This window comes from uncultured Psychrosphaera sp., from assembly GCF_947500655.1.
In the GTDB taxonomy this organism is placed as follows: Bacteria; Pseudomonadota; Gammaproteobacteria; order Enterobacterales; family Alteromonadaceae; genus Psychrosphaera.
Window position 1 is genome coordinate 25,116 of record NZ_CANMSK010000019.1, and the last position, 25,808, is coordinate 50,923.

Genomic DNA, 25,808 nt, shown 5'->3' on the forward strand with positions numbered 1-25,808 from the left:
CTTATGTTATTGCTGCTCGTGTTATAGATCATTGTTGAATGGCCTCAACTGGATCAACCGCAGACGCCGCTCTTGCAGGTAATACTGCGGCTAAAGCAGCACCTACAATAGTTAAGATTATCACTAACATATAACCGCCTTCACTTGGTGCTATCGGCAGCATTGAACTTCCGTCTGCTTTGGTGATAGAGGCTAATTTAACACATAATTGATAACCTGCCGCTGCACCTAAAAAAGCACCTAAAGCCCCAATAAAAATACCTTGGAAAATAAATACAGTGGCGACAAATTGTCGTGATATTCCAGTTGCGCGCATTATGCCAATTTCAGCACGGCGACGATATGTGGATAATAAAAGAGCACTAGATATTGAGATAATAATGGCCAGTAATGTAAAACCTTGAATAAAGTTACCTGTGCGTCCTTGAGCGTCAGTGGCGTTTTGCAGACTCTTATTTTTTTCTTGCCAAGGTGTGGATTTTAACTGTGTTGAGTTTTGTAACACTTTTGCAATGGCTGGAGCATCCGCTGGGTCGTCTAGTTTTAAGCCCAATGAGGTTATGCCATCAGGCAAGTCAAATAACGGCCTTGCAACATTAATTGATAAAAAACCAACTCGTTGATCTAAACTAGACAAACCTACTCTAAAAATACCAGTAATAGACAACAAACGTTCAGCGCCCCGTTCCGACTTTAATAATACAGGTGTGCCAACAAACAAACCTAATTCATCGGCTAAGTCAGCACCAATAATTAAGCCTCCCGTTGTTAACTCAGCCGTGCCCTTTATGATGTAACTACTAATATTAGTAATAGCGTCAACCTTGCTAGGCTCTACGCCTTGAATTGCTATTGGTTGAGTTGCTTCGCCGCGAACTAAAAAGGCATTACCATCAACTATTGGACTGATCACACTTACTCCCGGTGTTGATCCCGCAATTTCTATAACTTGTTGCCAGTTACGTATTTGTTTGCGTTGTAAGGTAGAGACAGGCTGCGCGACAAAACGATTATCGTTCGTTAATACTCGGGCGATTTTATTTGCAGGTTCTAATTCTATGTGAGCAATTTTACTGGTGGTTTCTTGTGTTAAAAAAATACTCAAACCATTAATTAACGCGGTAATAAAAACAAATACCACAACACTAAGTGACACGCCAAGTACCAGCAATAATGTTTGCAAACTGTTTGCGGTGATATAACGCCACGCAACTAACAGTGAAAACGGCATTAGTGAGCCTCTTTAATAACTTTCATTTCAGCTGTATTTGCTTTCACTCGCTGCCCTTCAGCTAAAGCTTTAGCAGCCACTGTTGCATCAAGGGCAACTAAGGTTTTTGGTGTCAGTCCTGTTTTTAATACGACCGAGCTTCCAGGCCAGTCAATAAAAGTAACCGGGTTAGATTTAATACTTTGTTCAACAACACTATAAACAAGCCAAGTATCACCTTCTTTTCTAAGTGCACTTCTTGGCACACTTAACGCGTTATCAAAGGATTGCACTGAAATATTTACATCAATTGAACGTCCCGGCACAAAGTCAGGATTGGTTTTATCTAACATTATGCGTGTGAGTCTTGAGCCATTTAAAGGATTTACTCTTGGCGATATTTCAGAGATAAAGCCTTTAACAGCGCTTTGTTTACCAGTTGGAGCCAGTAAAGCTTTCATTTGTAATGAGAGTTCAGAGGCATAAACCTCATCAATTTCAGCTTCAATTTCAACAGGCCCTACAGAGCCGATTTCGAAAAGAGTATCACTGAGACTAACCACTTGCCCTTGATCTATCGGGCGTGACAGAACAATACCGTCAAGAGGACTTTTAATTAGGTAGTCGTTAACGCGAATAACGGCCTGATTTCTGGCTTCTTTTGCACCAATTAATTTTGATTTAGCTGTAGCAAGATTTGCGCGAGATTGATCCAGTAATAAATTAGCAACTAAGCCTTGTTTTGATAATTCAGAAATACGGTCAAAGTCTTGTTGAGCAAATTCAAGTTGCGCCTCAAGTGTGTGTAAATTGGCTTCAGCCTCGGCGAGTGCCGCTTGTTGAGATGCAGAACGCAGTTCAGCTATTGTGTCTCCGTATTTTACTTTGTCACCTTCATCCGCTAACAAGGTAATAATTTTACCGGGAAATTCGACTCTAACATTCACTACATTTTTGGTACGAACGCGTCCGACTACCGCCAAAACTAATTCAGCCTCGCCCGTACTTACCTGTAAAACATCAATATTTAATGGCGCGCTACTTTGTTTGTATACATAGTTAGCAATAAATACTAAAACTAATAAAAAACACATGATCAAAAATGGTTTTTGATATTTACCCATGGCTAAAGTAACTTCCTGCTTATCTTAATTTGTTGTAGTTATAGTAATATAAATTAAAACAAACTTACTATCTAAATAATAGGTTCAATGTGAGTCCTAAGATCTAGATCAAAAAAAGACGCAAAATAGCGCCTTTTTTATATTTCATTTTCATATAACGTTTACGTTATAAACTATCGGAACCAACTTGTACCACTAACTTACCAAAGTTTTCACCTTTTAATAAACCGATGAAAGCCTCAGCTGAGTTTTCAATGCCTTGAACTAAATGTTCTTTGTACTTGATTTGACCTTGTTGTAGCCAGTTCGACATAACGTCGCTGAACTCGTTGTAACGATGACCGTAATCATCAAATACAATAAAGCCCTGCATTTTAATACGCTTAACCAATAAACGGCCCATTAATGCGCCCATCCTGTCAGGCCCATCAGGTAACGATGTTGCGTTATATTGTGAAATCAAACCACACAATGGCACTCTTGCTTTGGTATTTAATAATGGAAGTACGGCATCAAATACAGCACCACCTACGTTTTCAAAATAAACGTCAATACCATTTGGACAAGCTTGTTTTAATGTCTCAGCCAAGTCTGCTGATTTATGATCAACACACGCATCAAAACCAAGTTCATTGACTGCGTAGTCACATTTTTCAGCGCCACCAGCAATGCCCACTACGTGACATCCATTTAACTTAGCAATTTGTCCAACTAAGCTACCTACCGCACCAGTTGCTGCTGCAACTACTACTGTTTCACCTGCTTTTGGTTGGCCAATATCCATCAATCCCATATAAGCCGTTAAGCCTGGCATACCTAAAATACCTAACGCATAGGATTTTTGTGCAAGCTGCTCTGGTAGTTTTAATAAATCAACTCCGTCAGATACACTGTAATCTTGCCAACCACCAAATGCGACAACCCAATCACCTTGCTTGAAGTTGTCATTTAATGTTTGCTCTACACGGCAAACCGAACCACCAACCATAACGCCATTAATCGCTACCGGATCAGCATAAGATTCAGCATCGCTCATACGTCCACGCATATAAGGGTCTAACGATAAATATACCGTTCTTAATAAAACCTGCCCTTGAGTGATTGTCGGGATAGCGGTTTCTACTAATTTAAAATCAGTTGGTTTTGGCTCGCCATTTGGACGAGATGCTAATGTAATTTGTCTATTACTGTTTTTTGATTGAGACATATTCATAAGACCTTAAGCAATTAAAGTGCTAGTTGATAAATTTCACGGCTAACATCAAGTGTTACTTTTTGGTGTTCACCAAGTTGAGTCATACCATGTTGCTCTAAACGTTTCACTAAAGTATCAATTTTTGATGCATCTACGTCAACTTCTGACAAGCGAGTCGGCACTTTCATCGCAACAAAAAATGCTTCTGTTTTTGCAATCGCTTGTTCAATTTTTTGTTCGTCAGTACCAGTTGTAATATTCCATACTCGTTCAGCGTATTGAACTAATTTAGCGTGCTTATCCGCTTTACATACTTTCATCACAGCAGGTAATACGATAGATAACGTACGAGCATGATCGATATTAAATTCAGCCGTTAACTCATGGCCTAACATGTGAGTGGTCCAGTCTTGTGGCACACCGGTACCAATTAAACCGTTTAATGCCATCGTCGCTGCCCACATAATGTTAGCGCGCACTTCTAAGTCTTTGTTGTGTTCAGGCTGTAATACTTTTTCACCCTCTTCAATTAAAGTATGCAATAGACCTTCTGCAAAACGGTCTTGTACTTTTGCATTTACCGGATACGTTAAGTATTGCTCAATAGTATGAACAAACGCATCTACCACACCGTTACTTACTTGGCGTTCAGATAAAGACAAGGTTACTTTTGGATCTAATACCGCAAACTTTGGACGAACTAAAGGATGCATAAACGCAAGTTTATTACCGTCTTTAGTCACTACTGAACCTATATTAGATTCAGATCCCGTTGCTGGTAATGTAAGCACAGCGCCAATTGGCAATGCTTTGTTAATTGGTGCTTGTTTAGCAAGAATATCCCAAGGTTCGTCACCCTCATTTTTTGCCTCAAAGAAAGCAGCTGCCGCAATAAACTTAACGCCGTCAACCACAGAACCACCACCAACAGCCAATATGTAATCAATATTGTTTTCTTTGATGATAGGTAAGGCTTTTACTAATGTGTCGTACTTTGGATTTGGTTCGATACCTGAAAATTCAAAAAATGTGTGATCTTTTAAAGCGTCAACAACTTGATCATAAACACCATTAGTTTTTATTGAGCCGCCACCGTAAACAAATAACACATTGGCATTAGCTGGTATCTCTTTACTTAATGCGGCTATTTTACCTTCACCAAAATGAATTTTTGTTGTGTTTTCAAAACTAAAATTAAACATATGTATCCTTAAATTAGGATGTGTAATCGTGCGACTACACACCCTGTCTATATTGAAAATTACAGTACTTATAAACAGCGTACTCTAAACTTTACCGGCAATCGATTAGCTAAGCGTATTACTTTGCTAGGAATGTTACTTCGCTAAAAATGTTAATAATTTTTCCGCAGCTAACTCTGAACTTGCTGGGTTTTGACCGGTAATTGCTAACCCATCTTGGATAGCAAACGGATGCCAGTCAGCACCACTTTGGTATTGAGCGTTACGGTTAACAATTTCATCTTCTAACATAAATGGTACCACTTCACGTAATTGTACCGCGTCTTCTTCGCTGTTACTGAAACCAGTAATTTCTTTACCTTTAATGAAAAACTCACCATTAGTGTCTTTAACATTTAGCAAAGCAGCCGTTGCATGACATACCGCAGACACAGGTTTATTTTGTGCTACAAAGTTTTCTAATAAGCTAATTGAATCTGTATTGTCTGTTAAATCCCATAATGGACCGTGACCACCTGGGTAAAATACAGCATCGTAATCGTCTGCATTTACCGATGATAATTCCACTGTATTAGCAATTAATTTTTGTACTTCGCTGTCAGCATCAAAACGTTTAGTTGCTGCCGTTTGGAAGTCTTCTAATTCACTTTTTGGATCAACCGGTGGCTGTCCGCCTAGTGGAGAAGCTAATGTCATATTTACACCCGCATCTTTGAATATGTAATAAGGTGCGGCAAACTCTTCTACCCAGAAACCCGTTTTCTCGCCCGTGTCGCCTAAATCAGCATGTGAAGTAAGTACCATTAATATATTTAAAGCCATTGTATTTATTCCTTGAATTAATGAACATCAATCTTTAAGAATCTTTCTTTAATAAAAACGTTTAATAATTGATGTGTTTATAACGTGTTATCTAATGAGCGTTTATTAAATAACTGTCTTATATAAAGTGATGTATAGAGTATATAGGCCAAGCTTAAATTAACAATGCAGAGTAATTTGATATCATTGTCAAAATATTTGATACAATGGTATCTATATTGAAAATAACAACTAAATAGATCAACTCAGTGAGTCAGTAAACATGGACATTTCTTTTGACCAGCTAAAAAGCATGGTGGTTTTTGCCCAAGTCGTAGAGCAAGGAAGTTTGTCTGCGGCTGCAAAGCACATTAACTTAAGCCGTGCGGTGGTGAGCTATCATATTAAGAAGCTAGAGACGCAACTTGGCGTAACATTACTTAATCGTTCTACTCGCACCATAGGTTTAACCGAAGCTGGCAGTGAATATTATCAACGTTGTCGTATTATTGCAGAGCAAGCATTTGCCGCTAATCAACAAATAGAAAATTTAAAAAATGAGCCACAAGGGCTTATTAAAATAACTTGTCCGGTTAATGTTGGCTTGCAAACCATTATTCCAGCATTAAATCAGTTCAAAACCTTATACCCAAAAATAGATTTGGACGTGATGTTAACGGATGAAGTCGTCAATATTATGCAGCAAGGTATTGATATCGCCATCCGTGGTGCGCCTTTGGCTGACAGTGGTTTACAAGCGGTAAAACTTTCTGTGTTACCTATGTGTTTATGCGGCTCTCCGGAATACTTAAACCAGTATGGTCGCCCAAAAAAACCAGCTGATTTAACCAAACATCAATGGGTTATATACAAACTGACCTCAGGCAACATAGAACTTAAAAAAGGCACTCGTTCTTACAGCGTTGCCACTAAAGGTGGAATTAGTACTAACAACGCCGCAGCCAGGACCGCATTTATTGAAGGTGGACATGGTTTAGGCCGCATCCCCGTTTACGATGCGTGGCCAAAAATAAAAGCTGGAACGTTAGAACAAGTAATGAGTGACTACCAATTAAGTGATATCAATATATTTGGCGTGTTTTTACCCGGAGCCGGTAATACCAAAAAAGTAAGATTGTTATTAGATTTTTTAAAAGACTACTTTGCCAAACAGCAAGTGCGGGTTTGAAGAATTGAAGCTGGTAAGTTTTAAGGCTTGAAGGTTTTAATGCTTGAAAGCTATAAGGTTTGAAAGTTGATTTGTTTGTGTAAAAAAAATAAAAAGCCGATTAACTTAGTGTTAATCGGCTTAATAATTAGAGGAATAAGTATATGGTTCTTTTTTGACATCACTATTTTGATCTAAAGTGCGTAACTAATTAATGATAAATAGCTTTTTAATTACCCAGATAGTCCCTTTAATAACATACCCTAACGGTCCGTATATAACTTCTCGTTTAAGTTGAATAGAAACCTTAGACATATCAACCTGCCCTTGTAGCGATTTACGTTTACCTTCAATCGAGTCAATTTCAGTTTGAATTTCTGTCAGCTCTTTTTCAATTTGAATAAGCTCAGATACTTTATTCGCTTTTTTTAGTAACTCTTGATACTTAGATCTTAATAAATACAGATTACCTAAACGTGCTTTTATATCTACCATACGCTCAGTTACATCTTCAGCACTAAATGTACTCGACTCTACCGAACCAACACCTGATAAATCATGTAAAAAACCATCAACTTTGTCTGATGGCACTTTTACGTTAATGTATTTTTTATTTTCACTAACTTGATTAATCAATTCAACATAGCCATTTAAAGCCGATACTGAATCTTCTATCGTGCTTGACGCTACAGATAGGTCTTTCACCTCTAATTCAATATCCGCACTTTTTACAATCAATCTTGAAGATTGTGTATTTTCAACTTTATTTACTTCAGCTGAAGTATAACCCCCATCACCTGTTGCAGAGCAGCCCATAAGAAGCATAAAAGATAAAAGTGTCACTAATTTATATAAACGCATATTAACTCCATTGAATAAATCAATCTGCTTACTAGACAGCAGATAACTCCATAATTCGTTTACTTTAAAAGTATCCAATTTAAAGGGTGATTTTTGTATTTGTAACCTGAGAATTTATCTTCTTTATTTTGAAAACAGCTAAGGATATGTAAAACAATTAATATAACATTAAGGATTCAACGTGTAACCTTGTTGCTGTAACAAAGCGTGAGCCGTCATTGCCGAAAGTGCCATCTCCACTCCTGGATAAAGATCCGTAGTTTTTACATCATAGTAAGCAGCTGATTGACCACATTGATAAATCTTTACATTGTTATCTAACAAAGCTTGTAATAAAGGTATATTTTTATTTTCACCAAGTTGTTTTGTTACAACCGCAGCTGTACTTTGTACATCAAGCGTTGCCTTACCGTGGACGACCAAAGCCAAATCAATATCCTCTGGTTGAACACCATTAGCTACGTGCATATTAATAAAACGAGCTAAGCTATCAAATCTACGATTTACCGTCCCAGCATCCCCTGTTGTATGAACATCAAATACTACTTTAAATTTTGTATTTTTTGGGATTTTAAATGTTGTATCAACCGACGCTATTTTACCAAATTCTTTGATCTGCATTCCCGGCTTAAACGCCTCACTACCAGCAAACAAAGAAGTAGCCGAACACATTAATACTAACGCTATTAAATACTTAGACTTAGCCAAACTCATAAACTGCATATCACTCACCTTTTAAATACGTAATATATTATATTTATATAAAAGAGCTAGGATTACAATCTAACTCTCGATTATTTATATACTTGTACTTATTGGGGGCATGATAAATAACAATAAAAAAATGCCGCTCACATTACATGGCGGCATTTATTACTTTATTAAGTGTTATTCATCTACAACAATTAATCATCGGCAGCAGCTAATGACTCAGTTGGTGATAATGGATGTGACACAAGTCTTATACTGTCAAAGAAAGCTTCGGTTCCCTCTGCTTGTGCACCATCATAACTTAATTCAAATTCATCAACTCGAATTTCAGACCCATCCGTTGTTTTAAACTGAGCAAATACAGTTAAGCTTGTATTTATACCAGAGTTAAAGGTTAACGAGTCTTGATAAAAACTATCGTCGCCCTTAGTTGCTCCAGCGGATTCAAGTGCTGAATATATTGAATCTTTGTTAACTAACCAACTTGCAGTTACCGTTATATCGTCATCCGTTGACACACCAAATATGATTGATGAAGCGTCATTATCTTCTTTATATAAGTTGTAAATAGATAACGAGTAATCAGTATTTGCTTCTACTGCAACAGTTTGAGCAATATAAGGGTCATGTGGTGTTCCCGTATCGTCATCATTGTATTTGAATTTGATAGAGCCATCATTACCACTTGATGAGTTACCTGAATCTTGAACTTGCCCAATTCCGGTTCCCTCAACCACAACCCAATCATCTTGGCCATCATCAAAATCAGAGTTTAGAATATCCGCTTTATTAGTTACCAAGTCATCTACCGATGCCGAAATAACAGCCGAAACGCCATTGCCTGAATTAAAACTAACGGTACTTATTCCATAACTGTCAGACGTTCTTTCTGCAGCATAGGTTGCTCCGTCTACGGTAACAGACAATTTAGCAGAGCCTTTCATAAACGCAGATAAGGTATAGTTGGTATTAGCAACAACAGTAACAGTTTGAGTTACCTCTGCCGAATTACTATCCAATACTAAACTATTACCACGAGAAAATGCATCATCACCTGTAGTAATGCTAGCACCAGTGCCGCCCAAATCAGTCCAACCTGTTAAATCGCCAGTGTCAAAGTCGTGGTTTGCTATTGATACTTTTTCAACATAAACCTTACCTGCTACTGGTCGATAATTAAGTGGACCAACATCAGCTGCTACTAATGGAGTAAGTGTTGAGGTTTCAGTTAATACCTCATCAGCACCTGAAGTTGTTTCGGATGTACGAGTTTGTCCATCCATATCAATCGTTGGCAAAGAAAAACTACCAATATCAGACGTTTTATTCGCTGTTAAATCTGGACTGTTAGAACTTGGACGGTAAAGACCATCACTTCCAGCTTCCAATTTAGCATCAACAAAACTCAAACCAACAGTGTTAGCTTCACTAACATCATCGTTATCAGAAAACTCTTGTCCAAATACATAGTTACCAGCAAAGGTAGAATCGGATGGCATGTCTTCACCATTGGTGCGGATCACTGGACCAACGGCGTCGGCAATAATGTTATTAACAAAATAAATAGTTTCTGGCGCTTCATCATTTTTACCGCCATATACATTTAAACTGTTTACGCTATCAACTATGGTGTTGTTAGCGATGAACACATTACTAACATTTTGATAGCCATCTTCAGTATCTCCGGCGTCATCACCTGTTGTTAGTACAATACCGCCATTCCAGTTTGAGCTTGAAAATCGTGCACCTTCAACATAGTTATTAGTCACTATATGACCATCATCTACTAAGCGAATGCCACCGGAATATGGATTGTCGTCACCAAATATAAAGTTGTTACTTATGGTGACTTCGGCACCGTGACGAGTCACGATTGATCCGTTGCTGTCTCGTACTGTATTATTGCGAATAGTATTATTAGCTGATTTATTTGAAATAACTTCGGCTTCACCTTGAATACGTTCAAAGTAATTATTCTCTAACGTTGAATAAGATGGTGCAGAATGTGTTGTGCTTAATCCTAAACGAACCCCCTCATATTCGTTATCACTACTACCAGCATAAGCTTGGCCAAACGCAGGTGGACGATCGCCAAAGTAGTTATAATCTATTTGTGCATGATCCGCAGGGAAGCCCAGTTCGGGAAATGATTCAGTGTGGATCCAACGAGGTAAAACTAACAATGCACCTCTAGACTCTTTTCCTGAGAACCAGCTATGATCGATTCGATTATATTGACCGTAATACTCAATCCATTTAGAACTGTCATAATCACCATTATCCATATCTATAATGGAAACCTCTGTTACTCGGCAATAACTACATTCAGTACCATTCTCAAACTTAATAATCGAGCTACCTGACTCACCGTCTCTAAATACAAACCCTTGCAATACAACATGTTTTCCCCCCATACGCACAGATATTTCACCATCTTTGATAATAGCGTTACCTGAGTTTTCAGCCGCTATTGTTATTGGTAAATCTGCGGTTCCCGCACCTTCAATACGTAATTCAAGATCGCCAGAATAAGTACCGTCTGCTAAACATAAAGTATCACCAGCAACTAACTCTTCAGTGGCATCTTCTAGCGCAGATATAGAACTAACAGTTTGCGAACAATTTACAACAGGCACAGCGTTGGTATAGCCGTCTATATGGTTCCCTCCCTCTTCTGCGATAAATCCACCAGTTTCAGAGCCTGAGCTGCCTTCTCCTCCTTCTCCTTCTCCTTCTCCTTCTCCAGTATTAACACCTGATATTGTAATAACAATATTACTTATCGTCCCATCTTGTGACGTTATTGTGATTGTATCAGTGAGAGTGTTATTTGATGTTAATGAAGAAATTGAACTATTTGATAAATCTAATTGATAAGTCCAAGCTCCATCCTCAGTAATTGAGAAAGTACCATACGTTGTTACAACGTTACTTTGGCTAACGATACTAGCCTCACCTTCATCATTATCAGTGACAATAACGGTATTACTGACACTAGCTGTAACTATGTCAATTGTAGTTGTGTTAACGCCGGAAAATAAAGCTGGAGTGTTTGCTTGTTCTTGTTCTTGTTCTTGTTCTTGTTCTTGTTCTACATCATCTGTACCACAAGCAGCTAGAGTAAGAGCCATAATTATTGTAATTAAATTCCTGTTCATTATTTTTATCCTGTTTGATTTGATATCGTCAGCAAATATCACCAATCTTTCTGTTACTTATATTTATTATTTACAGTGCTGGTTTATAAAGATATTTACTTTTTTAGCTCAACCACAATTGGTTGAACCTTTGGTAAGGTACATTACAAGAATAAAGCGTTCAATAGTTAACCAATAATTGTATTAAAAAAACACTTTGTTGTTACCAAATTGATAACCAATTTCAAAGAGGGATATTCTAGGCGGATAGTTTGAAGGTGTTAGACTATAAATATTGCAGGTTTATTAGACCACAGAGGCTCAGAGTACACTGAGAAAATAAACACTAATTAAAATTTTGTATTCACAGTTGTATGTGAAATATATTACTGAACAAGACAATTCTTTTTCAGCCCAATGAAAGTGTTCACAACAATCACAATACTGCCTGATATAACTCCTGAGAAAAAACAATAATACCCGGGTCTACAGGTATCCAATAATAGTTGATGGACTTCTTCCACAATTCACATTTATATTGGTTAAATCTAACGTCAGTTTCTTGGTAACTAAATCACATTTTTCTTGTGAGGGCTCCTTAGCGGCATATTTAGGGACGAATGCACAAGCGTTCACAAGTACTAAAGGGAGTAAAATAAGTAACAACTTTAATAACTGCATTTAAATCACCTTTATGGTTTTGATTGTGAATTACTTAAAATTTAAATTGGTGATATTACTTTGATAATAACCTCAAATAAATTTAATAATTAGCTGTAAATGCTGATATTTTGAACAAAGTCACGATTAATTGTTTACATCCGCTTTTATTTTAATTAAATTCAAAACACCTCTCAAGTTAGTTACCATACGGTCGTTATGAAAGTATCAGGTATTTAATAGCATTCAACCCATGACGTCGATTGATATCCAATAAAATATTCAAAAGACCAATCGTGATGAGCCAAGAGTTTAAACTAAGTCGTTATATTTAACGTCCCTTCAAAGAAGTAATGAGAAGTATGAATAAATTATCTATCAAGCAAAAGATCACCTTAACTCTGTCTCTATTTGTATTATTTACTGCTTTAATTGTGGGTACAATTGGGATGTTAACCGCGAAAAAAAGCATTGAAGAACGAGTGTTAAGTTCAGAACTACCTAATACGATGAATAAAATAGGCGAAAAAATTGATAATGAAGCTTTAGTTATGCAAAAATTTGCACAACTTATTGCTAATGACCCTTTTATTTTAAAATGGAATGCCGAAGGGCAAGATAAAGCAGGTGAATCCTTACTTATTGAGAAAATCAACACCATTATTTCTGAGAATGGCTTAAGCAGTGCCTCTTTCGCTGATAAAGAAACCGCTAAATATTGGAATCACACCGGATTTTTACGCACGTTAAAAGATAATGCAGCCGACGGGTGGTTTTTTCGTTACGTTGCAAGTAAAGAAAAAACCATGACAAGTATTTATGTTGACCCTAACACAGGTAAAACCGACCTTTTTGTTAATTATCAACAAGTGAATGGCAGAGGTCTATCGGGGACGGCTAAATCGTTTAACGCCGTGGTTAAAATGTTAGCTGATTTTAAAATTGAACAAACCGGTTTTGTTTACCTTGTCGACAGTAATGGTGTTGTTCAACTTCATAAAGATAGATCGTTATTGAAAAAAGCCAAATTATCGTCTTTATATAATCAACAAGTAGCCTCGTCCTTATTACAAAAAAAAGCCAATAATATTACCGAATTAGAGGTTGATGGTGAGCGTCATTTATTAGCATCTAGCCACATTCCGAGTATGGGATGGTTTGTCGTTGCAGAAGTACCTTATGACGAAATGTTTCAATCATTAGATTCTGCCCGTTGGCAAATGGCACTTTGGTCGATTTTGGTTGCTTTAGGGGCCAGTGCCGTTGCCATTTTTATCTCTTCATCCATAAGCCAACCTATCGTTAAGTTAGCTGAGGTATTTGAGCAATTAGGCCAAGGTAATGCAGACTTATCGTACCGCTTACCTGAAAACGGTCAAAATGAAATGGTAAAGGTAGCAAAAGGCTACAATACCTTTGTTGATAAATTAGAACAAATATTTAAACAGATCACCGTCAGTAGTGAGCAACTTCGAGATTTATCCATTAGCTTAAATGGGTTATCTCAAAATACCATGCAAGGTGTCTCCACCAATACCGATAATACTCAAGATATTTCTAATTCGTTAGCCAACGTTAGTGCCACCGTAAATCGAATGGCTGAGGATGCAATTAGCGCGGCATCAGTTGCGGATAAAATTAATGTGGAGGGTGACACCATCAGTAAAGTTATTCTCAATTCACGCAGTGAGATCATGGGACTAGCCGATAAAATTCATGATGTTGCTGAAGTAATAGAGTCACTGACAATAAATACTCAAACCATTGTAGGCGTACTCGAAACCATACAAGCTATTTCTGATCAAACTAACTTACTAGCATTAAATGCTGCAATAGAAGCCGCGCGAGCTGGAGAGCAAGGTAGAGGATTTGCTGTTGTCGCTGATGAAGTACGTAATTTAGCAAAGCGTACGGCAGACTCAACCCAAGAGGTGCAATCGATTATGGATCAACTGCAAAAAACATCAACAACAGCAACAACCGAAATTGAGCTTATTCTCAAGCAATCAAAATCAACCTCTGAGTCCATCACCAAAGCTGAGCAAATTTTACAAAACAATAAAGCACAATTTAATCAAATATCTGAAGCAAATAAGTCAATGTCAGAAGCTACTCAATTACAATCCGAGAGCATTGAAAGTATCAATAGCAGTATGACCAACATAAGTAAAAACTCTAAAAGCAACATGAAAAATGTCAGTGACATTTCCGACAAGACAAAAGATTTGAATGCATTAGCAGAGCAATTAGACCGACTAATACATCAATTTCAAGGCGATCGATAATAACGAATTTATATATTTATTTCAGAATCACTTTATTAACGATTCTTTTAATAAACAAAAAAGGAACCATTAGGTTCCTTTTTATTTTAAAACGTTAATATTGAATAAAACTAAAGTGGCTGGTCTTGTTGTTTAGTTTTATTCACCAGTACCAACAAACCCAACCATACGGGATATAAGCTCCCCATTTTTTTCCACAAAATACTGACCTAGTTGAACCTGCTCAGAGCCATCAGGCCCTACTCCGCCAAAAGCCACAGTGATACGAGTAACTCCGGCGACTGTATCAGTCTTAATAACTTTTGCTGACCACCCAGGAGCATTTATACTAAACATTTCTACATAGTTATTTAATGCTGCGATACCATTTATAGTTCCAGGTGTGCGAGGATCATCGTACTTTATCGTTTTTGTCACAGCACTATTTAATTTGCTAAGTCGAGTTTCCGCTTCCTCAATTAGCCATGCGTCAAAAAACGTTTTGATGCAATCTGACATATTTCTCTCCCAATTTTAATTTAGTATATAACGACTAATGAGGCTGTATAATTTCATATTCTCAGCCAAACTATTTAAATAAAAACCACAATACTTTACATTGTTCTACTATTCAAAAGTTAAGATCTGTGGCACTGCTATTTAGCTGGATAGCCTTGTTAGGTTTCTTATGAGCATATCCCAAAAACAACATCCCAATTATTTTCATTCGCAAAACAATCAGTAATTTCTCCAATAGTTAAAGTAAATGTGACAGCAATTAATAGAAATGGGGAAAATAAAAATAACTATTTAATGGAGTATTAGATTTTGTTTGGAAGCGGCCTTTTTCGCATACCTTTTTTGGCTGTTGAAAAAAGGTATGGTCGCCGAGGGGCGAAATAGATTGGACAGAATAAAATAAGTTTAAGCATAAATAACTCAAACTCTTTGCTCTAGTTTTAAAGAAAACTAGCCCATGCCTTTTTGACTCTTGAAAAAGTATTATCGAGCACATGGATGTGTTCGCTTAGGCTGTGCAGGGAACTAACAACCTTTTAAAAATAAAACATAAAACATAAAAAACAAAACCACATTGCAAAAAATACCCTGTATAATCCGCGCCTTTCACAATATCACTTTGTAAATGGAACGCCATTACCAAAGTAATCGCACTTTAATTGGCTTACACTTGTAGAGGATAAAAGGCAAAAAATGAAAATCGTTCTTGCACCTATGGAAGGAGTTATCGATCACTTAATGCGCCATATGCTTTCCTCTTTAGGTGGAATTGATTTATGTATGACCGAGTTTGTGCGGATTGTTGATCAAAAGCTCCCAGAACGTGTTTATTATCGTTATTGTCCTGAATTACATCATGACGGTAAAACGCCAACTGGTGTACCGGTACGTGTCCAGTTACTTGGTCAAGATCCTGATTGGTTGTCGGAAAATGCTGTGGTTGCGACTTCTTTGGGAAGTCCGGGGATTGATCTTAATTTTGGTTGCCCTGCTCCGCTGGTTAACAGAAATAAAGGCGGCGCTATTTTATTAAAAGAGCCTGAGACTTTATACAAAATTGTCACGGCGGTAAGAGCCGCAGTACCGAGTCACTTGCCTGTAACAGCAAAAATGCGCTTGGGTTATGAAGATAAGTCTTTAGCTATTGAAAGCGCACAAGCGTTAGCCAGTGGTGGAGCAAGTGAAATTGCGATACATGCTAGAACCAAGTCTGAAGGATACAAACCACCAGCGTATTGGGATTGGATTGCTCAAATTAAAAAGCAAATAGATACGCCGTTAATTGCCAATGGTGAAATTTGGAACCCAGAAGATGCCAAACGTTGTCAGCAGCAGTCTAATTGTGAAAATATAATGTTGGGTCGTGGTGCGCTTGCGGTACCTAATTTAGCGGCGTGGATCAGAGGTTCTGCCAACAAACTTACGTGGAATGAGTTGTTAACCTTAATGCTTGAGTATTCAAAATACGAGATTGAGGGTGATAAAGGTTTGTATTACACCAACCGTATTAAGCAGTGGTTTGTATATATAAAACAACAATATCCTGAAGCTAATGACTTCTTCCGTGAAATAAGAGTGATAAAAAAAGCCGATGAAATGTATAACGCAATCAACCAAAAGCTTTTAACCCTAAGTTGATTGCGCTTAGCTTAAACTAACTGCAATCTAACGGCTTAATGGTAATCCTTGCTCTTGCCAGTCCAACATTCCACCTTTTATATTAGCCACATTAGTTAAACCGGATTTGTTTAACATAGTCACGGCTAAAGCAGAGCGACGACCTGAGCGACATAACACCACAATAGGTTTATCCGTTGGGATAGTGTCAATATTATCCTCTAATGTGCCAATTGGAATTTCCATCACGGCCTTATTCTGTACTTTACTAATAGCGATTTCGTTTGGCTCTCTGACATCAAGTAGTGTCACTTTGTTAAGATTATTCGCTACCCAATAAGACGTTACTTGATAAATACCACCGTAACTTAATTCTACTGGTGCCCAACTTGGTTCTTCTGGCAGAACTTCTGGCTTGCCACTAAGTACATTGGCAGGTAAGGCGATATCAATAAACTTAGGATGCGGTAGCGACATATTATTCATGTAACCAACAAAGTCTTCTCGACTAGCGTTACCACCTAAACGAGCATTAAACTGCTTTTCTTCTGATACCGACGTTGAGCAACGACCAGAATAATCATGACCAGGGTATAGTTGAAAATCATCACTCAATGAAAATATTTGCTGATGAATGGAATCAAATAACTGGCTCGCGCTTCCTTGCTGGAAGTCACAGCGGCCACACCCTCTAATTAATAAAGCATCGCCAGTAAACGCTATTTTTTGAGTATGACATACATAAGTTAAACACCCTTCTGTATGACCGGGGGTTGCTCTTACTTCTAGTTCGTATTGACCAAAATTAATAATATCGCCATTAACCAAGCCAATATCTGAGTTTTTGGCATGTATCGATTTGGCACTTGCAATTTTACAGTTGGTTTTATGTTTTAATAACCAAGAGCCTGTGACGTGATCGGCATGACAATGCGTGTCTAGCGCATAAGCTAAGTTGAGCCCAAGCTCATTTATCAAAGCAACATCTCTGTTAACTTGCTCAAATACAGGGTCAATTAACACAGCAGTTTTACTTTGCTCATCTGCCAATAAATAAGTGTAAGTTGATGACTTAGCATCAAATAATTGTCTAAATATCATATTCTCACCCGAAGCTTGGTTTTCATATTGGATTACCATACTTTATATTAGTTTTAGCTAATGTACAGTATTTTTCTATTAAACTTTTCCTATTAAACTCTTTTATTAAAACCTGATTTCAACTTTCATCGTATTAGCTCAGATCAATTTAATAATAAGCTTTTCAGCTTAAGTCATCAAAATTGAATATGTTGACTATAGTTAAGTTTCATCTCAAGAGACTAATATTTAAATGAATCAAGACAGACTACAAAAACGTTACCAAAGAGAACGCGACGCAAGGAAAGCGGCTGAAACGGTTTTAGAGCAAAAATCTATTGAGTTATTTGAGCGTAATCAAGAACTAGAGAGTTTTAAACAAAACCTAGAACAAGAAGTGCTAGCACGTACTAAAGAAGCTGAAAAAGCGAAAACAGAAGCGTACGCCGCCAATCAGGCTAAATCTCAATTTTTAGCTAATATGAGTCATGAAATAAGAACCCCATTAACGGCCATTATTGGCTTTGCCGAAGTCTTACTGCAACACAAGCCATCTCAAGAAGAAAGCGACCAACACTTAACCACAATCATTCGTAGTGGTCGTCACTTAACCGCCCTACTTGGTGAAATTCTTGATCTCAGTAAAATTGAAAACCAAAAACTAGACTTAGAGCTTTTACGCTTTAACTTGCCAAGTTTATTGCAAGATATCGAACAAATATACCAACTTAATTGCCAGCAAAAACAGTTGGAATTTATATTAGTTTTAGAGTCTGTCATACCTGAATGGATTGTGACTGACTCAACTAGAGTGAAACAAGTAATACATAATTTATTGAACAATGCGATTAAGTTTACCGACACTGGAAAAGTTGAACTGCATATTAGTTTTGCGCCAGAAACTAAAACACTAAAAATAGATGTAATTGATACAGGTCAAGGGATTGCACAAGATAAACAAGCCTTAATATTTGAATCATTTCGCCAAGCCGACACCAGTATCACCCGTAATTTTGGCGGAACCGGATTAGGTTTGTTTATTACAAAGAGCTTAGTGGAACTAATGCACGGCAGTATCGATGTTGATTCCACTTTAGGGGCTGGATCAAAGTTTAGCGTTACGATTACCTGTCAATCTTATGAAGGGGAATACAACGCATTCAAGCATAAAGCTATTGTTGATATCAAACCAGAACGCATTCCATCATTAACAGGCAATATTTTACTGGTTGAAGATACTGAAGTGAATCAACAACTTATTACTTTTAATTTAGAACAAACCGGCGCTCATGTAGATTTAGCAGAGAACGGACAACAAGGATTAGAAAAAGCCCTGTCCAATTCTTATGACTTAATTCTAATGGATATTCAAATGCCAGTTATGGATGGCAAAGAGGCGATGAAAGCATTTAAGCAACTAAATATTACCATTCCCACTTATGCTCTGACAGCTAATATCATGCCATCAGATGTTCATGAATATACTGAAATTGGATTTACCGGAACCTTAGGTAAGCCACTTGAGTTGACGAATTTGTATCAGGTTCTTAAACAACACTTACAAATCAATAATAGTGTTAGCAATAAAACAGACCAAGTTAACAGTGCTGAAATCCTAGCTCAAGATACCAAGATCAGAACCTTATTTTATAAGGAATTAACCAAACAAAATTTGGAAATAACCGAAAGTATACAAAGCTTAAACTATACTAAACTGATCCAATCGACACATATTATTAAGGGCTCGGCAAAAAGCTTTGGTTATGAAGAGTTAACCTTATTAGCAGAAGCCTCTTTATTGTTATTACGAGAAAAAAATTATGAACAAGCTATCAAATCTTGTATCGACCTTAACCAGAAAATAATGGGCGTATTAAATGGAAATAGCGATTAACATTTTACTAGTAGATGATGTTGAGTACACCAGAGAGCTTTTGCGCAGTATTTTACTGTCTTGCTTAAATGAGCAAAAAATTAATATGACGGCTAAATTCTCTCACTCCTCTACAGGACTTGATATACCTCAAAGAATAACCGATGAAAAAATCAATCTGGTTTATTTAGATATTGAGCTGCCTACCACCACAGGGTTAACGGTATTAAAACAAATTCGCCGAGCACACCCAGATATTATGGTGGTAATGGTCTCAGGGGAAAGCTCGGCAGACAATGTCACTAACTCAATAAAAATGGGAGCCAATGGTTTTATTGTTAAACCTTTCAATTCTGACCGAGTTATAGATTCACTTAAAAGTTATATTAAAAAGGAGTATAAAATATGAAAGGCATGGTATTTACCGAATTTATGGATATGGTGGAAGATGTATTCTCTGTTGATATTCTTGAAGATATTATCGAAAAAAGTGACCTTCCCAATGATGGCGCTTATACAGCGGTAGGCACTTATGATCACGAAGAAATAGTACGAATGACAGCTAACCTTAGCCAAGCTGTCAATATTCCAGTTCCCACTTTATTAGAAGTTTTTGGCAAACACCTGTTTGGCCGATTTTCAGCACGTTACCCCAATTTCTTTGAAGGTATTATTGACCCATTTGAGTTTTTAAAAAACATAGATAATTATATTCATGTTGAAGTACGAAAGCTCTACCCTGATGCGGAGCTTCCTCGTTTTTACCACGAACAAAAATCTGCTAACGAATTAACTATGTATTACATGTCATCTCGACATTTTGAAGATTTAGCTGTTGGATTAATATCCGGTTGCTTAGCGCACTTTGAAACTGCCGGAAAAGTGGAAAAAAGCGAAGGACAATATAAAGGTGAAGATGCGGTTATAATAAGCATAATATTAGACTGAGTGATTAGGAGCTGCTGTTAGCTTTATCTGAACGTACCTTACGTTTGGGCTTATGTTGAAAAAGATAACCATTAAAAAAGCCAAGTGATTATGTATCCACTTGGCTTTTGGCTTTAACTTAAGCTTATGTTAAACGAAAACAATTAACTCTGAACTTTGTCTTCTTCTTTGATCAGTAACGAATACATTACTGGTACAACGATAAGTGTTAACACGGTAGCAAAGCTTAATCCAAACATGATCACCACCGCCATACTCTTAAAGAAGTCATCGGTTAATAAAGGCAACATACCTAATACAGTTGTAATTGCAGCCATAGAAACTGGACGAACACGACTGACCGAGGCATGTACTATTGCGTCGTACAATTCACGTCCTTCGTTTTTCTCTAAATTTATTTGTTCAACCAATACAATACCGTTTTTAATTAACATCCCCGACAAACTTAACAGGCCTAATAAGCTCATAAAGCCAAACGCTATCCCTGTCGTTAAGAATCCAAGCGTAACACCTATAATTGCAAGTGGTACGGTTGTCCATATTACGGCTGCTATTTTAAATGAGTTAAACAGTAGGATAGTAATAATAAACATAATACCAAAGCCTAACGGTAATGCGCTGAATATTGGTTTTTGCGCTTTTTTACTTGCTTCAAACTCACCGCCCCACGAAATTTCATAACCCACAGGCAATTGTATTTTTTCAATTTCTGGTTTTACTCTGGCAAACAATTGCGCTGCGGTTTCGTCCGATAATATATCGTGATCTGCCATCACTGTAATTGTGCGTTTTCTGTCACGGCGCATAATGACTGGATTTTCAAATTCAAGTTTGAACTCTGAAACCACTTGAGTAATAGGCACGTATTGACGTAATACGGGACTATAAATCCGCATATCTTCTAGAGTATTGATGGTTTGTCGTTCATTGTCCGGTAACCTAATAAGAATAGGTAAACGCTCTGTTCCATCACGATATACACCAACGGTCTTTCCGCGATAATTAGTTAACAACAGATTATCAACGTCTGATTTAGAAATACCCACTTCACGCGCTGCTTTTGCATTAAATACCGGACGTATCACTTTGGTCATATTTTTCCAATCGTCTGTGATATTCATTGCGCCTTTATCGGCAGCTAACACTTGTTTGGTTTGGTCTGACAGTTGTCTTAATATCGCAGGATCTGAACCTGAGATCCTAGCTTCTATTTTAGCGGCTGATGATGGACCTATATTTACTCGGGTTATTTTACTTTCTACATTTGGATAATTCAGTTTTATGAATTCTCGTAAGTTAGTAATAACCGGAATAATACTATCCTTGTCTTCAACGCGGATAATTAGTTGTCCATAATTGCTGTAACTCATTTCCATTTTATAGGTCAACATAAAGCGGGTTGCACCGCGACCTATGGTAGAAGAAATAAACTGTACTTTATCTAGACTACTCGCATAAGTTTCTAACTCAGCACCAGTGTCAGAGGTTGCTCTAATATCTGAGCCTGACGGCAAACGATATTCCAGATAAAACATAGGTAAATTTGATGATGGGAAAAACGATTTCTTTACAAATTTAAAGCCGTAACCAGCTCCAATAAACAAAAAGAACATTAATAGCATGGTCATTTTTGGCATTTTTAATGCGAACTCTAATAGGCGTTTGTAGCCTACGTAAACTCCAGATTTGTAAGGGTCTTCATGATCCTTTTCTTCATTATTTTCATCACTTTCGCTGACGCCATTTTCACTAGTCTGGTCAACATCAGTTCCAGTAACGTTTTGGTACTTTTTATCTTTAAACAATAAAGTAGCAAAAAATGGAGTTAGCGTAATCGCGGTGATCCAGCTCAATAACAAAGAGATTAACAAGACATAGAATAGCGAACCGGCGAATTCGCCTGTTGCATCTGGTGATAAACCAATTGGCGCAAACGCAATAATTGCTATAAATGTCGCGGCTAATAAAGGCCATTTAGTTTGTTTTACTATTAAGCTGGCTGCTTCAACTTTGGTGAGTCGCTTTTGCATACCAATCAATATGCCTTCTACCACCACAATGGCGTTATCAACCAACATACCAAGAGCGATAATCAAAGCACCTAAAGACACACGGTGTAACTGCCAGTCGTAAATGTTCATAAAAATGAATGTGCCCATAACGGTAATTAACAAAATACCACCGATTAACAATCCAGTTTTTAAGCCCATAAACAGTAATAGAATAATAATAACGATAACGACCGCTAACAGAAGACTGTCGATAAAACCTTGTACCGATACGGCAACTTCTTTTGGCTGGTTATAAACTGTATTTAATTCCATTCCATAAGGGCGGTATTGTTCTAGCTCGGCTAATTTAATGTCTACCATCTTACCAACATCCACCACGTTAGAGCCTGATGCAAACGATAAACCAACATAAATAGCTTGTTGTCCGTCGTAACGTACAATGTGTGTTGGAACTTCAACAAAATCGCGATAAATTTTAGCAATATCAGAAAGTTTAATGCGTTTGTTTTGTCCAGATGGACTCACAATTAAGTCACCTAACTCTTGTACAGATTTGAATTCGCCCGTTGGATGAAAACGTATATTTTCATTACCGACTCTTACCGAGCCTGCGTTTGACACTACATTTTGCTGAGCTAAGATTTGATATAAATAATCCGTCGATAACCCCAAAGAGATCATCTTGTTATTTGAAATTTCAATAATAACTTGTTCTTGCTGCTTACCTTCAACTGTTACTTTACCAACACCATCAACTAAAACTAATTCACGACGGATAAAGTCAACGTAATCGTTAATTTCATCATAAGCAAAACCTTTACCAGTGACGGCAAATAAAACACCAAATACATCACCAAAGTCATCTTTGATAATAGGGGTTGAAGTACCAGCGGGTAAACTTGGGCTAAAGTCATTTACTTTACGTCTAAGCTCATCCCATATTTGACGTAATTCTTGCTTACGATAAATCGATTTCATTTCTACAATGATTTGAGAGATGCCGTTGGATGTTATCGACTTGATATTATCGACATAGGCCAACTTTTGAATTTCATTTTCTAGCGGATAAGTGACTTCTTCTTCAACCTGCTCAGGTGAAGCTCCTGGATATTGAGTAACAATAATAGCTTGTTTAAGCACAAACTCAGGATCTTCCAATTGCCCTAAATTGGTATAAGAAATAACACCACCAATTAAAAGTAACACTGACAATAACCAAGACGTGGTTTTTTGGCGAATAAAGTACTTTGCGATGTCCATACCTTTAGCCATATTACAGTCCTCTTTCTCTTGACCAAGGTTTAACTTGTTGGTCATTGGCGATTAAGTGGCTTCCTGTCGCAATTACAAGATCACCAACCATTAACTCGCTTTCTACTTTAGGTTTAATGGTGGCGCTGTTGTTGTTTATTTTTATTACTTCAACTTCGGTTAATACGGTTTTATTCGACTCATTTAATTTATAAACAAAGGTTTTTTCTTGACCTGCAAATTGATTTGGTAAAAATATAGACTCTACAGGAACAGAAAAATAACTGTGCTCCACATCCATTATTTTATCCATTTCTACAATTAAGCTGCCGGTCATCCCTGATAACAAATTCATATCTTCAGGGATGTTCATAGCAAATACGACTTTATAAGATTTAGTTGCCATGTTTGGCGTGATGTCGTGTTCTTTTAATTTAACTTTAAATTTACGGTCTGGATTAACATCTAAAATAAAGGTTGGTTGGTATGTATTGTTCTCAGTATTTTTTGGTAATTTCGCCATTACGTTTTCTGATACTTCAATGGCTATATCAACTTGTTTACGACCTTGTAATTCCATGATTGGTTGCTTAGCTTGTACAAATTCGTATTTTTCAACTTGTAACTGGGCAACGATGCCGTCAAATGGCGCAACAACCGTCGTGTATTTTACATTCGTTTGAGCAACATTAAATTGAGCTTCGGCAATATCAACTTGTGCTTTTGCTTCATCAAATGCTGAACTGGCAATTAGTTTTTCTTTAAACAATTGTTTTGCACGAACAAATTGACTCTTGGCTAATTCGTAACGAGCATCAGCTTGCTTTAATTGCAGTAAATAATCTTTGTCATCTAACGTTGCCAGTACTTGTCCTTTTTTAACGGTTTCACCTGCTAATGCATATAACTGTGCGATTTCACCATTAACTCTAAACGTTAGATGTGCAATTTGTGTGGGTTCAACCGTAGCTGGAAAGGTTTTAATGCTATTGCCATTGGTAGAAATAACTTTCGCTACTTTTACTGGACGAATAACTGGTTCCTCTTGTGCTAAGTCAACGGCAGGCTCTGAACAAGCAACCAAAAAAACAATTGTGGTTAATGACAAAGCGTTAACAAGAATACTTTTTAATACGGGCATAATATTTTCCATCACAAATTAGTGTCGCTATAGTAGTTAAGTTAGTCTTTTATTAATATTTATATTAAATTAACATCTGTATAAATATTATTTATGATTTTTAGTTTTTATCAATATGGGTATGTATATGAATTTTGAGTTACTAAAGACTTTACAGGCCGTTGTCACGTCAGGCTCCATAAGCGAAGCCGCAAATCTATTATATAAAACCCAACCTGCCGTTAGTATGTCCATCAAACGCTTAGAGTCTGATGTTGGTTTTGAAATTTTTGACCGCACAGGTTACCGCCTTGAGTTAACGGACAAAGGCAAAATATATTATCAAAAGAGTAAACAGATATTAGCTCAAGTTAACCAACTTAACAGCTTAAGTGAAAGTTATGCTAAAGGTGAAGAACACGCGGTAAGGATTGCCTTTGAAAGTACCGCAGATGTTAATGACATGATGAAAAAAATTGTTCCAATACAAAGACAATTTCCCAACACTGAACTGCACTTACAAGGCGTGCAAATGTTAAATGCGCTGAAATTACTAACTGAACAACAAGTTGATTTGGCTGTTACGCCTTGGACTATTTCGTTTGAAAGTGTGGGTGATTTTGAGTCAAAGGTAGTAGGCCCTTTGAATTTTAGACTATGTATTCATAAAGACTTATTAAAACCATTTAACATAGACAAACCTGAACAAATAACAGCAAAAGTATTAAGACAAATACCACAATTAACGCCAATTAAACTTCCTTTTAATATGGACAAAACCAGTTTGGCTAAACAAATCAGTAACAGCATTGTTAAGATTGACGACATCTCATGTTTTTTGGCGGCGTTAAATGCTCAACTTGGTTGGGGACCAATAACGGATACAGTATGGACAAACGAAATGGAGGAGAATCTAATTCGTTTTAAATTACCTGAAATAAATTCTGATGTTAATGCCGAAATTCGCATTGTAAAAAACAGATCAAAAGTATTAGGGCCTGCGGCTCAAGCAATTTGGGACAGCTTATAAACTGTCCACTATTTTGGAGCAGATC

The 25,808-nt window shown here is 37.1% G+C and carries 19 protein-coding genes; 7 read left to right on the forward strand and 12 right to left on the reverse strand.

Translation table 11 applies throughout. From position 1 onward, the window contains the following. Positions 1–28: 28 nt before the first annotated feature. The 5 genes from Q0940_RS14225 to Q0940_RS14245 form a co-directional block, all read right to left on the reverse strand. Entirely contained in the window at positions 29–1,231 is a 1,203-nt protein-coding gene (locus Q0940_RS14225) for an ABC transporter permease (RefSeq protein WP_299269865.1), read from the reverse strand. After that, the gene (locus tag Q0940_RS14230; protein ID WP_299269867.1) at positions 1,231–2,334 is read right to left on the reverse strand and encodes an efflux RND transporter periplasmic adaptor subunit; all 1,104 of its coding nucleotides are present in this window, start codon (positions 2,332–2,334) and stop codon (positions 1,231–1,233) included. The genes Q0940_RS14225 and Q0940_RS14230 overlap by 1 nt, the downstream gene beginning before the upstream one ends. Positions 2,335–2,500: 166 nt before the next feature. Further along, positions 2,501–3,541, reverse strand: coding sequence for an NADP-dependent oxidoreductase (locus Q0940_RS14235; protein ID WP_299269870.1), 1,041 nt, complete (start codon positions 3,539–3,541; stop codon positions 2,501–2,503). A 20-nt stretch (positions 3,542–3,561) separates the two neighbouring features. Continuing rightward, positions 3,562–4,731 carry an iron-containing alcohol dehydrogenase gene (locus tag Q0940_RS14240; protein ID WP_299269873.1) on the reverse strand — a complete coding sequence of 390 codons (1,170 nt, stop codon included), beginning with the start codon at positions 4,729–4,731 and terminating at the stop codon, positions 3,562–3,564. 135 nt (positions 4,732–4,866) lie between these two features. Beyond that, complete coding sequence (locus Q0940_RS14245; protein ID WP_299269876.1) at positions 4,867–5,553, reverse strand: type 1 glutamine amidotransferase domain-containing protein; 687 nt, start codon at positions 5,551–5,553, stop codon at positions 4,867–4,869. 262 nt (positions 5,554–5,815) lie between these two features. On the opposite strand from Q0940_RS14245, the gene Q0940_RS14250 reads away from it, so the two are divergent. Beyond that, positions 5,816–6,721, forward strand: a complete 906-nt coding sequence (locus tag Q0940_RS14250) for a LysR family transcriptional regulator (RefSeq protein ID WP_299269879.1) — start codon at positions 5,816–5,818, stop codon at positions 6,719–6,721. A 186-nt stretch (positions 6,722–6,907) separates the two neighbouring features. Here the strand turns inward: Q0940_RS14250 and Q0940_RS14255 are convergent, their stop codons facing one another. The 3 genes from Q0940_RS14255 to Q0940_RS14265 all read right to left on the reverse strand — a co-directional run bounded on the left by Q0940_RS14255 (position 6,908) and on the right by Q0940_RS14265 (position 11,430). After that, positions 6,908–7,561 (reverse strand): DUF4349 domain-containing protein, encoded by a 654-nt coding sequence (locus tag Q0940_RS14255; RefSeq protein ID WP_299269882.1) that lies wholly within the window; start codon positions 7,559–7,561, stop codon positions 6,908–6,910. 168 nt (positions 7,562–7,729) lie between these two features. After that, positions 7,730–8,284 (reverse strand): DsrE family protein, encoded by a 555-nt coding sequence (locus Q0940_RS14260; protein ID WP_299269885.1) that lies wholly within the window; start codon positions 8,282–8,284, stop codon positions 7,730–7,732. 182 nt (positions 8,285–8,466) lie between these two features. Next, complete coding sequence (locus Q0940_RS14265; RefSeq protein WP_299269888.1) at positions 8,467–11,430, reverse strand: chondroitinase-B domain-containing protein; 2,964 nt, start codon at positions 11,428–11,430, stop codon at positions 8,467–8,469. Between the two features lie 1,001 nt (positions 11,431–12,431). Between Q0940_RS14265 and Q0940_RS14270 the strand changes: the two genes are divergently transcribed. Next, entirely contained in the window at positions 12,432–14,354 is a 1,923-nt protein-coding gene (locus tag Q0940_RS14270) for a methyl-accepting chemotaxis protein (protein WP_299269891.1), read from the forward strand. A 138-nt stretch (positions 14,355–14,492) separates the two neighbouring features. Here Q0940_RS14270 and Q0940_RS14275 read toward each other — a convergent pair whose 3' ends face one another. Further along, positions 14,493–14,852 (reverse strand): hypothetical protein, encoded by a 360-nt coding sequence (locus tag Q0940_RS14275; protein ID WP_299269893.1) that lies wholly within the window; start codon positions 14,850–14,852, stop codon positions 14,493–14,495. 693 nt (positions 14,853–15,545) lie between these two features. Between Q0940_RS14275 and Q0940_RS14280 the strand changes: the two genes are divergently transcribed. Next, complete coding sequence (locus tag Q0940_RS14280) at positions 15,546–16,490, forward strand: tRNA-dihydrouridine synthase (RefSeq protein ID WP_299269896.1); 945 nt, start codon at positions 15,546–15,548, stop codon at positions 16,488–16,490. Positions 16,491–16,517: 27 nt separating this feature from the next. Here Q0940_RS14280 and Q0940_RS14285 read toward each other — a convergent pair whose 3' ends face one another. Next, complete coding sequence (locus tag Q0940_RS14285; protein ID WP_299269898.1) at positions 16,518–17,570, reverse strand: MBL fold metallo-hydrolase; 1,053 nt, start codon at positions 17,568–17,570, stop codon at positions 16,518–16,520. A 232-nt stretch (positions 17,571–17,802) separates the two neighbouring features. Between Q0940_RS14285 and Q0940_RS14290 the strand changes: the two genes are divergently transcribed. From Q0940_RS14290 to Q0940_RS14300, 3 genes are read left to right on the forward strand one after another with little or no spacing between them, the layout of a single operon-like run. Further along, positions 17,803–19,443: an ATP-binding protein gene (locus Q0940_RS14290; protein ID WP_299269901.1), complete on the forward strand. Its 1,641-nt coding sequence runs from the start codon at positions 17,803–17,805 to the stop codon at positions 19,441–19,443. Continuing rightward, positions 19,427–19,831, forward strand: coding sequence for a response regulator (locus tag Q0940_RS14295; protein ID WP_299269904.1), 405 nt, complete (start codon positions 19,427–19,429; stop codon positions 19,829–19,831). The genes Q0940_RS14290 and Q0940_RS14295 overlap by 17 nt, the downstream gene beginning before the upstream one ends. Further along, positions 19,828–20,370, forward strand: a complete 543-nt coding sequence (locus Q0940_RS14300) for a heme NO-binding domain-containing protein (RefSeq protein ID WP_299269907.1) — start codon at positions 19,828–19,830, stop codon at positions 20,368–20,370. The genes Q0940_RS14295 and Q0940_RS14300 overlap by 4 nt, the downstream gene beginning before the upstream one ends. 143 nt (positions 20,371–20,513) lie before the next feature. Here Q0940_RS14300 and Q0940_RS14305 read toward each other — a convergent pair whose 3' ends face one another. Both Q0940_RS14305 and Q0940_RS14310 read right to left on the reverse strand, forming a co-directional pair. Continuing rightward, positions 20,514–23,642, reverse strand: a complete 3,129-nt coding sequence (locus tag Q0940_RS14305) for an efflux RND transporter permease subunit (RefSeq protein WP_299269990.1) — start codon at positions 23,640–23,642, stop codon at positions 20,514–20,516. 13 nt (positions 23,643–23,655) lie between these two features. Beyond that, the gene (locus Q0940_RS14310; protein WP_299269910.1) at positions 23,656–24,774 is read right to left on the reverse strand and encodes an efflux RND transporter periplasmic adaptor subunit; all 1,119 of its coding nucleotides are present in this window, start codon (positions 24,772–24,774) and stop codon (positions 23,656–23,658) included. A gap of 127 nt (positions 24,775–24,901) precedes the next feature. On the opposite strand from Q0940_RS14310, the gene Q0940_RS14315 reads away from it, so the two are divergent. Next, positions 24,902–25,783 carry a LysR family transcriptional regulator gene (locus tag Q0940_RS14315; protein ID WP_299269913.1) on the forward strand — a complete coding sequence of 294 codons (882 nt, stop codon included), beginning with the start codon at positions 24,902–24,904 and terminating at the stop codon, positions 25,781–25,783. The last annotated feature ends 25 nt before the right edge of the window (positions 25,784–25,808 follow it).

Coding starts and splice junctions, on each gene's coding strand:
- Q0940_RS14225 (WP_299269865.1), bottom strand. CDS start 1,231: ATGCCGTTTTCACTGTTAGTTGCGTGGCGTTATATCACCGCAAACAGT.
- Q0940_RS14230 (WP_299269867.1), bottom strand. CDS start 2,334: ATGGGTAAATATCAAAAACCATTTTTGATCATGTGTTTTTTATTAGTT.
- Q0940_RS14235 (WP_299269870.1), bottom strand. CDS start 3,541: ATGTCTCAATCAAAAAACAGTAATAGACAAATTACATTAGCATCTCGT.
- Q0940_RS14240 (WP_299269873.1), bottom strand. CDS start 4,731: ATGTTTAATTTTAGTTTTGAAAACACAACAAAAATTCATTTTGGTGAA.
- Q0940_RS14245 (WP_299269876.1), bottom strand. CDS start 5,553: ATGGCTTTAAATATATTAATGGTACTTACTTCACATGCTGATTTAGGC.
- Q0940_RS14250 (WP_299269879.1), top strand. CDS start 5,816: ATGGACATTTCTTTTGACCAGCTAAAAAGCATGGTGGTTTTTGCCCAA.
- Q0940_RS14255 (WP_299269882.1), bottom strand. CDS start 7,561: ATGCGTTTATATAAATTAGTGACACTTTTATCTTTTATGCTTCTTATG.
- Q0940_RS14260 (WP_299269885.1), bottom strand. CDS start 8,284: ATGCAGTTTATGAGTTTGGCTAAGTCTAAGTATTTAATAGCGTTAGTA.
- Q0940_RS14265 (WP_299269888.1), bottom strand. CDS start 11,430: ATGAACAGGAATTTAATTACAATAATTATGGCTCTTACTCTAGCTGCT.
- Q0940_RS14270 (WP_299269891.1), top strand. CDS start 12,432: ATGAATAAATTATCTATCAAGCAAAAGATCACCTTAACTCTGTCTCTA.
- Q0940_RS14275 (WP_299269893.1), bottom strand. CDS start 14,852: ATGTCAGATTGCATCAAAACGTTTTTTGACGCATGGCTAATTGAGGAA.
- Q0940_RS14280 (WP_299269896.1), top strand. CDS start 15,546: ATGAAAATCGTTCTTGCACCTATGGAAGGAGTTATCGATCACTTAATG.
- Q0940_RS14285 (WP_299269898.1), bottom strand. CDS start 17,570: ATGATATTTAGACAATTATTTGATGCTAAGTCATCAACTTACACTTAT.
- Q0940_RS14290 (WP_299269901.1), top strand. CDS start 17,803: ATGAATCAAGACAGACTACAAAAACGTTACCAAAGAGAACGCGACGCA.
- Q0940_RS14295 (WP_299269904.1), top strand. CDS start 19,427: ATGGAAATAGCGATTAACATTTTACTAGTAGATGATGTTGAGTACACC.
- Q0940_RS14300 (WP_299269907.1), top strand. CDS start 19,828: ATGAAAGGCATGGTATTTACCGAATTTATGGATATGGTGGAAGATGTA.
- Q0940_RS14305 (WP_299269990.1), bottom strand. CDS start 23,642: ATGGACATCGCAAAGTACTTTATTCGCCAAAAAACCACGTCTTGGTTA.
- Q0940_RS14310 (WP_299269910.1), bottom strand. CDS start 24,774: ATGCCCGTATTAAAAAGTATTCTTGTTAACGCTTTGTCATTAACCACA.
- Q0940_RS14315 (WP_299269913.1), top strand. CDS start 24,902: ATGAATTTTGAGTTACTAAAGACTTTACAGGCCGTTGTCACGTCAGGC.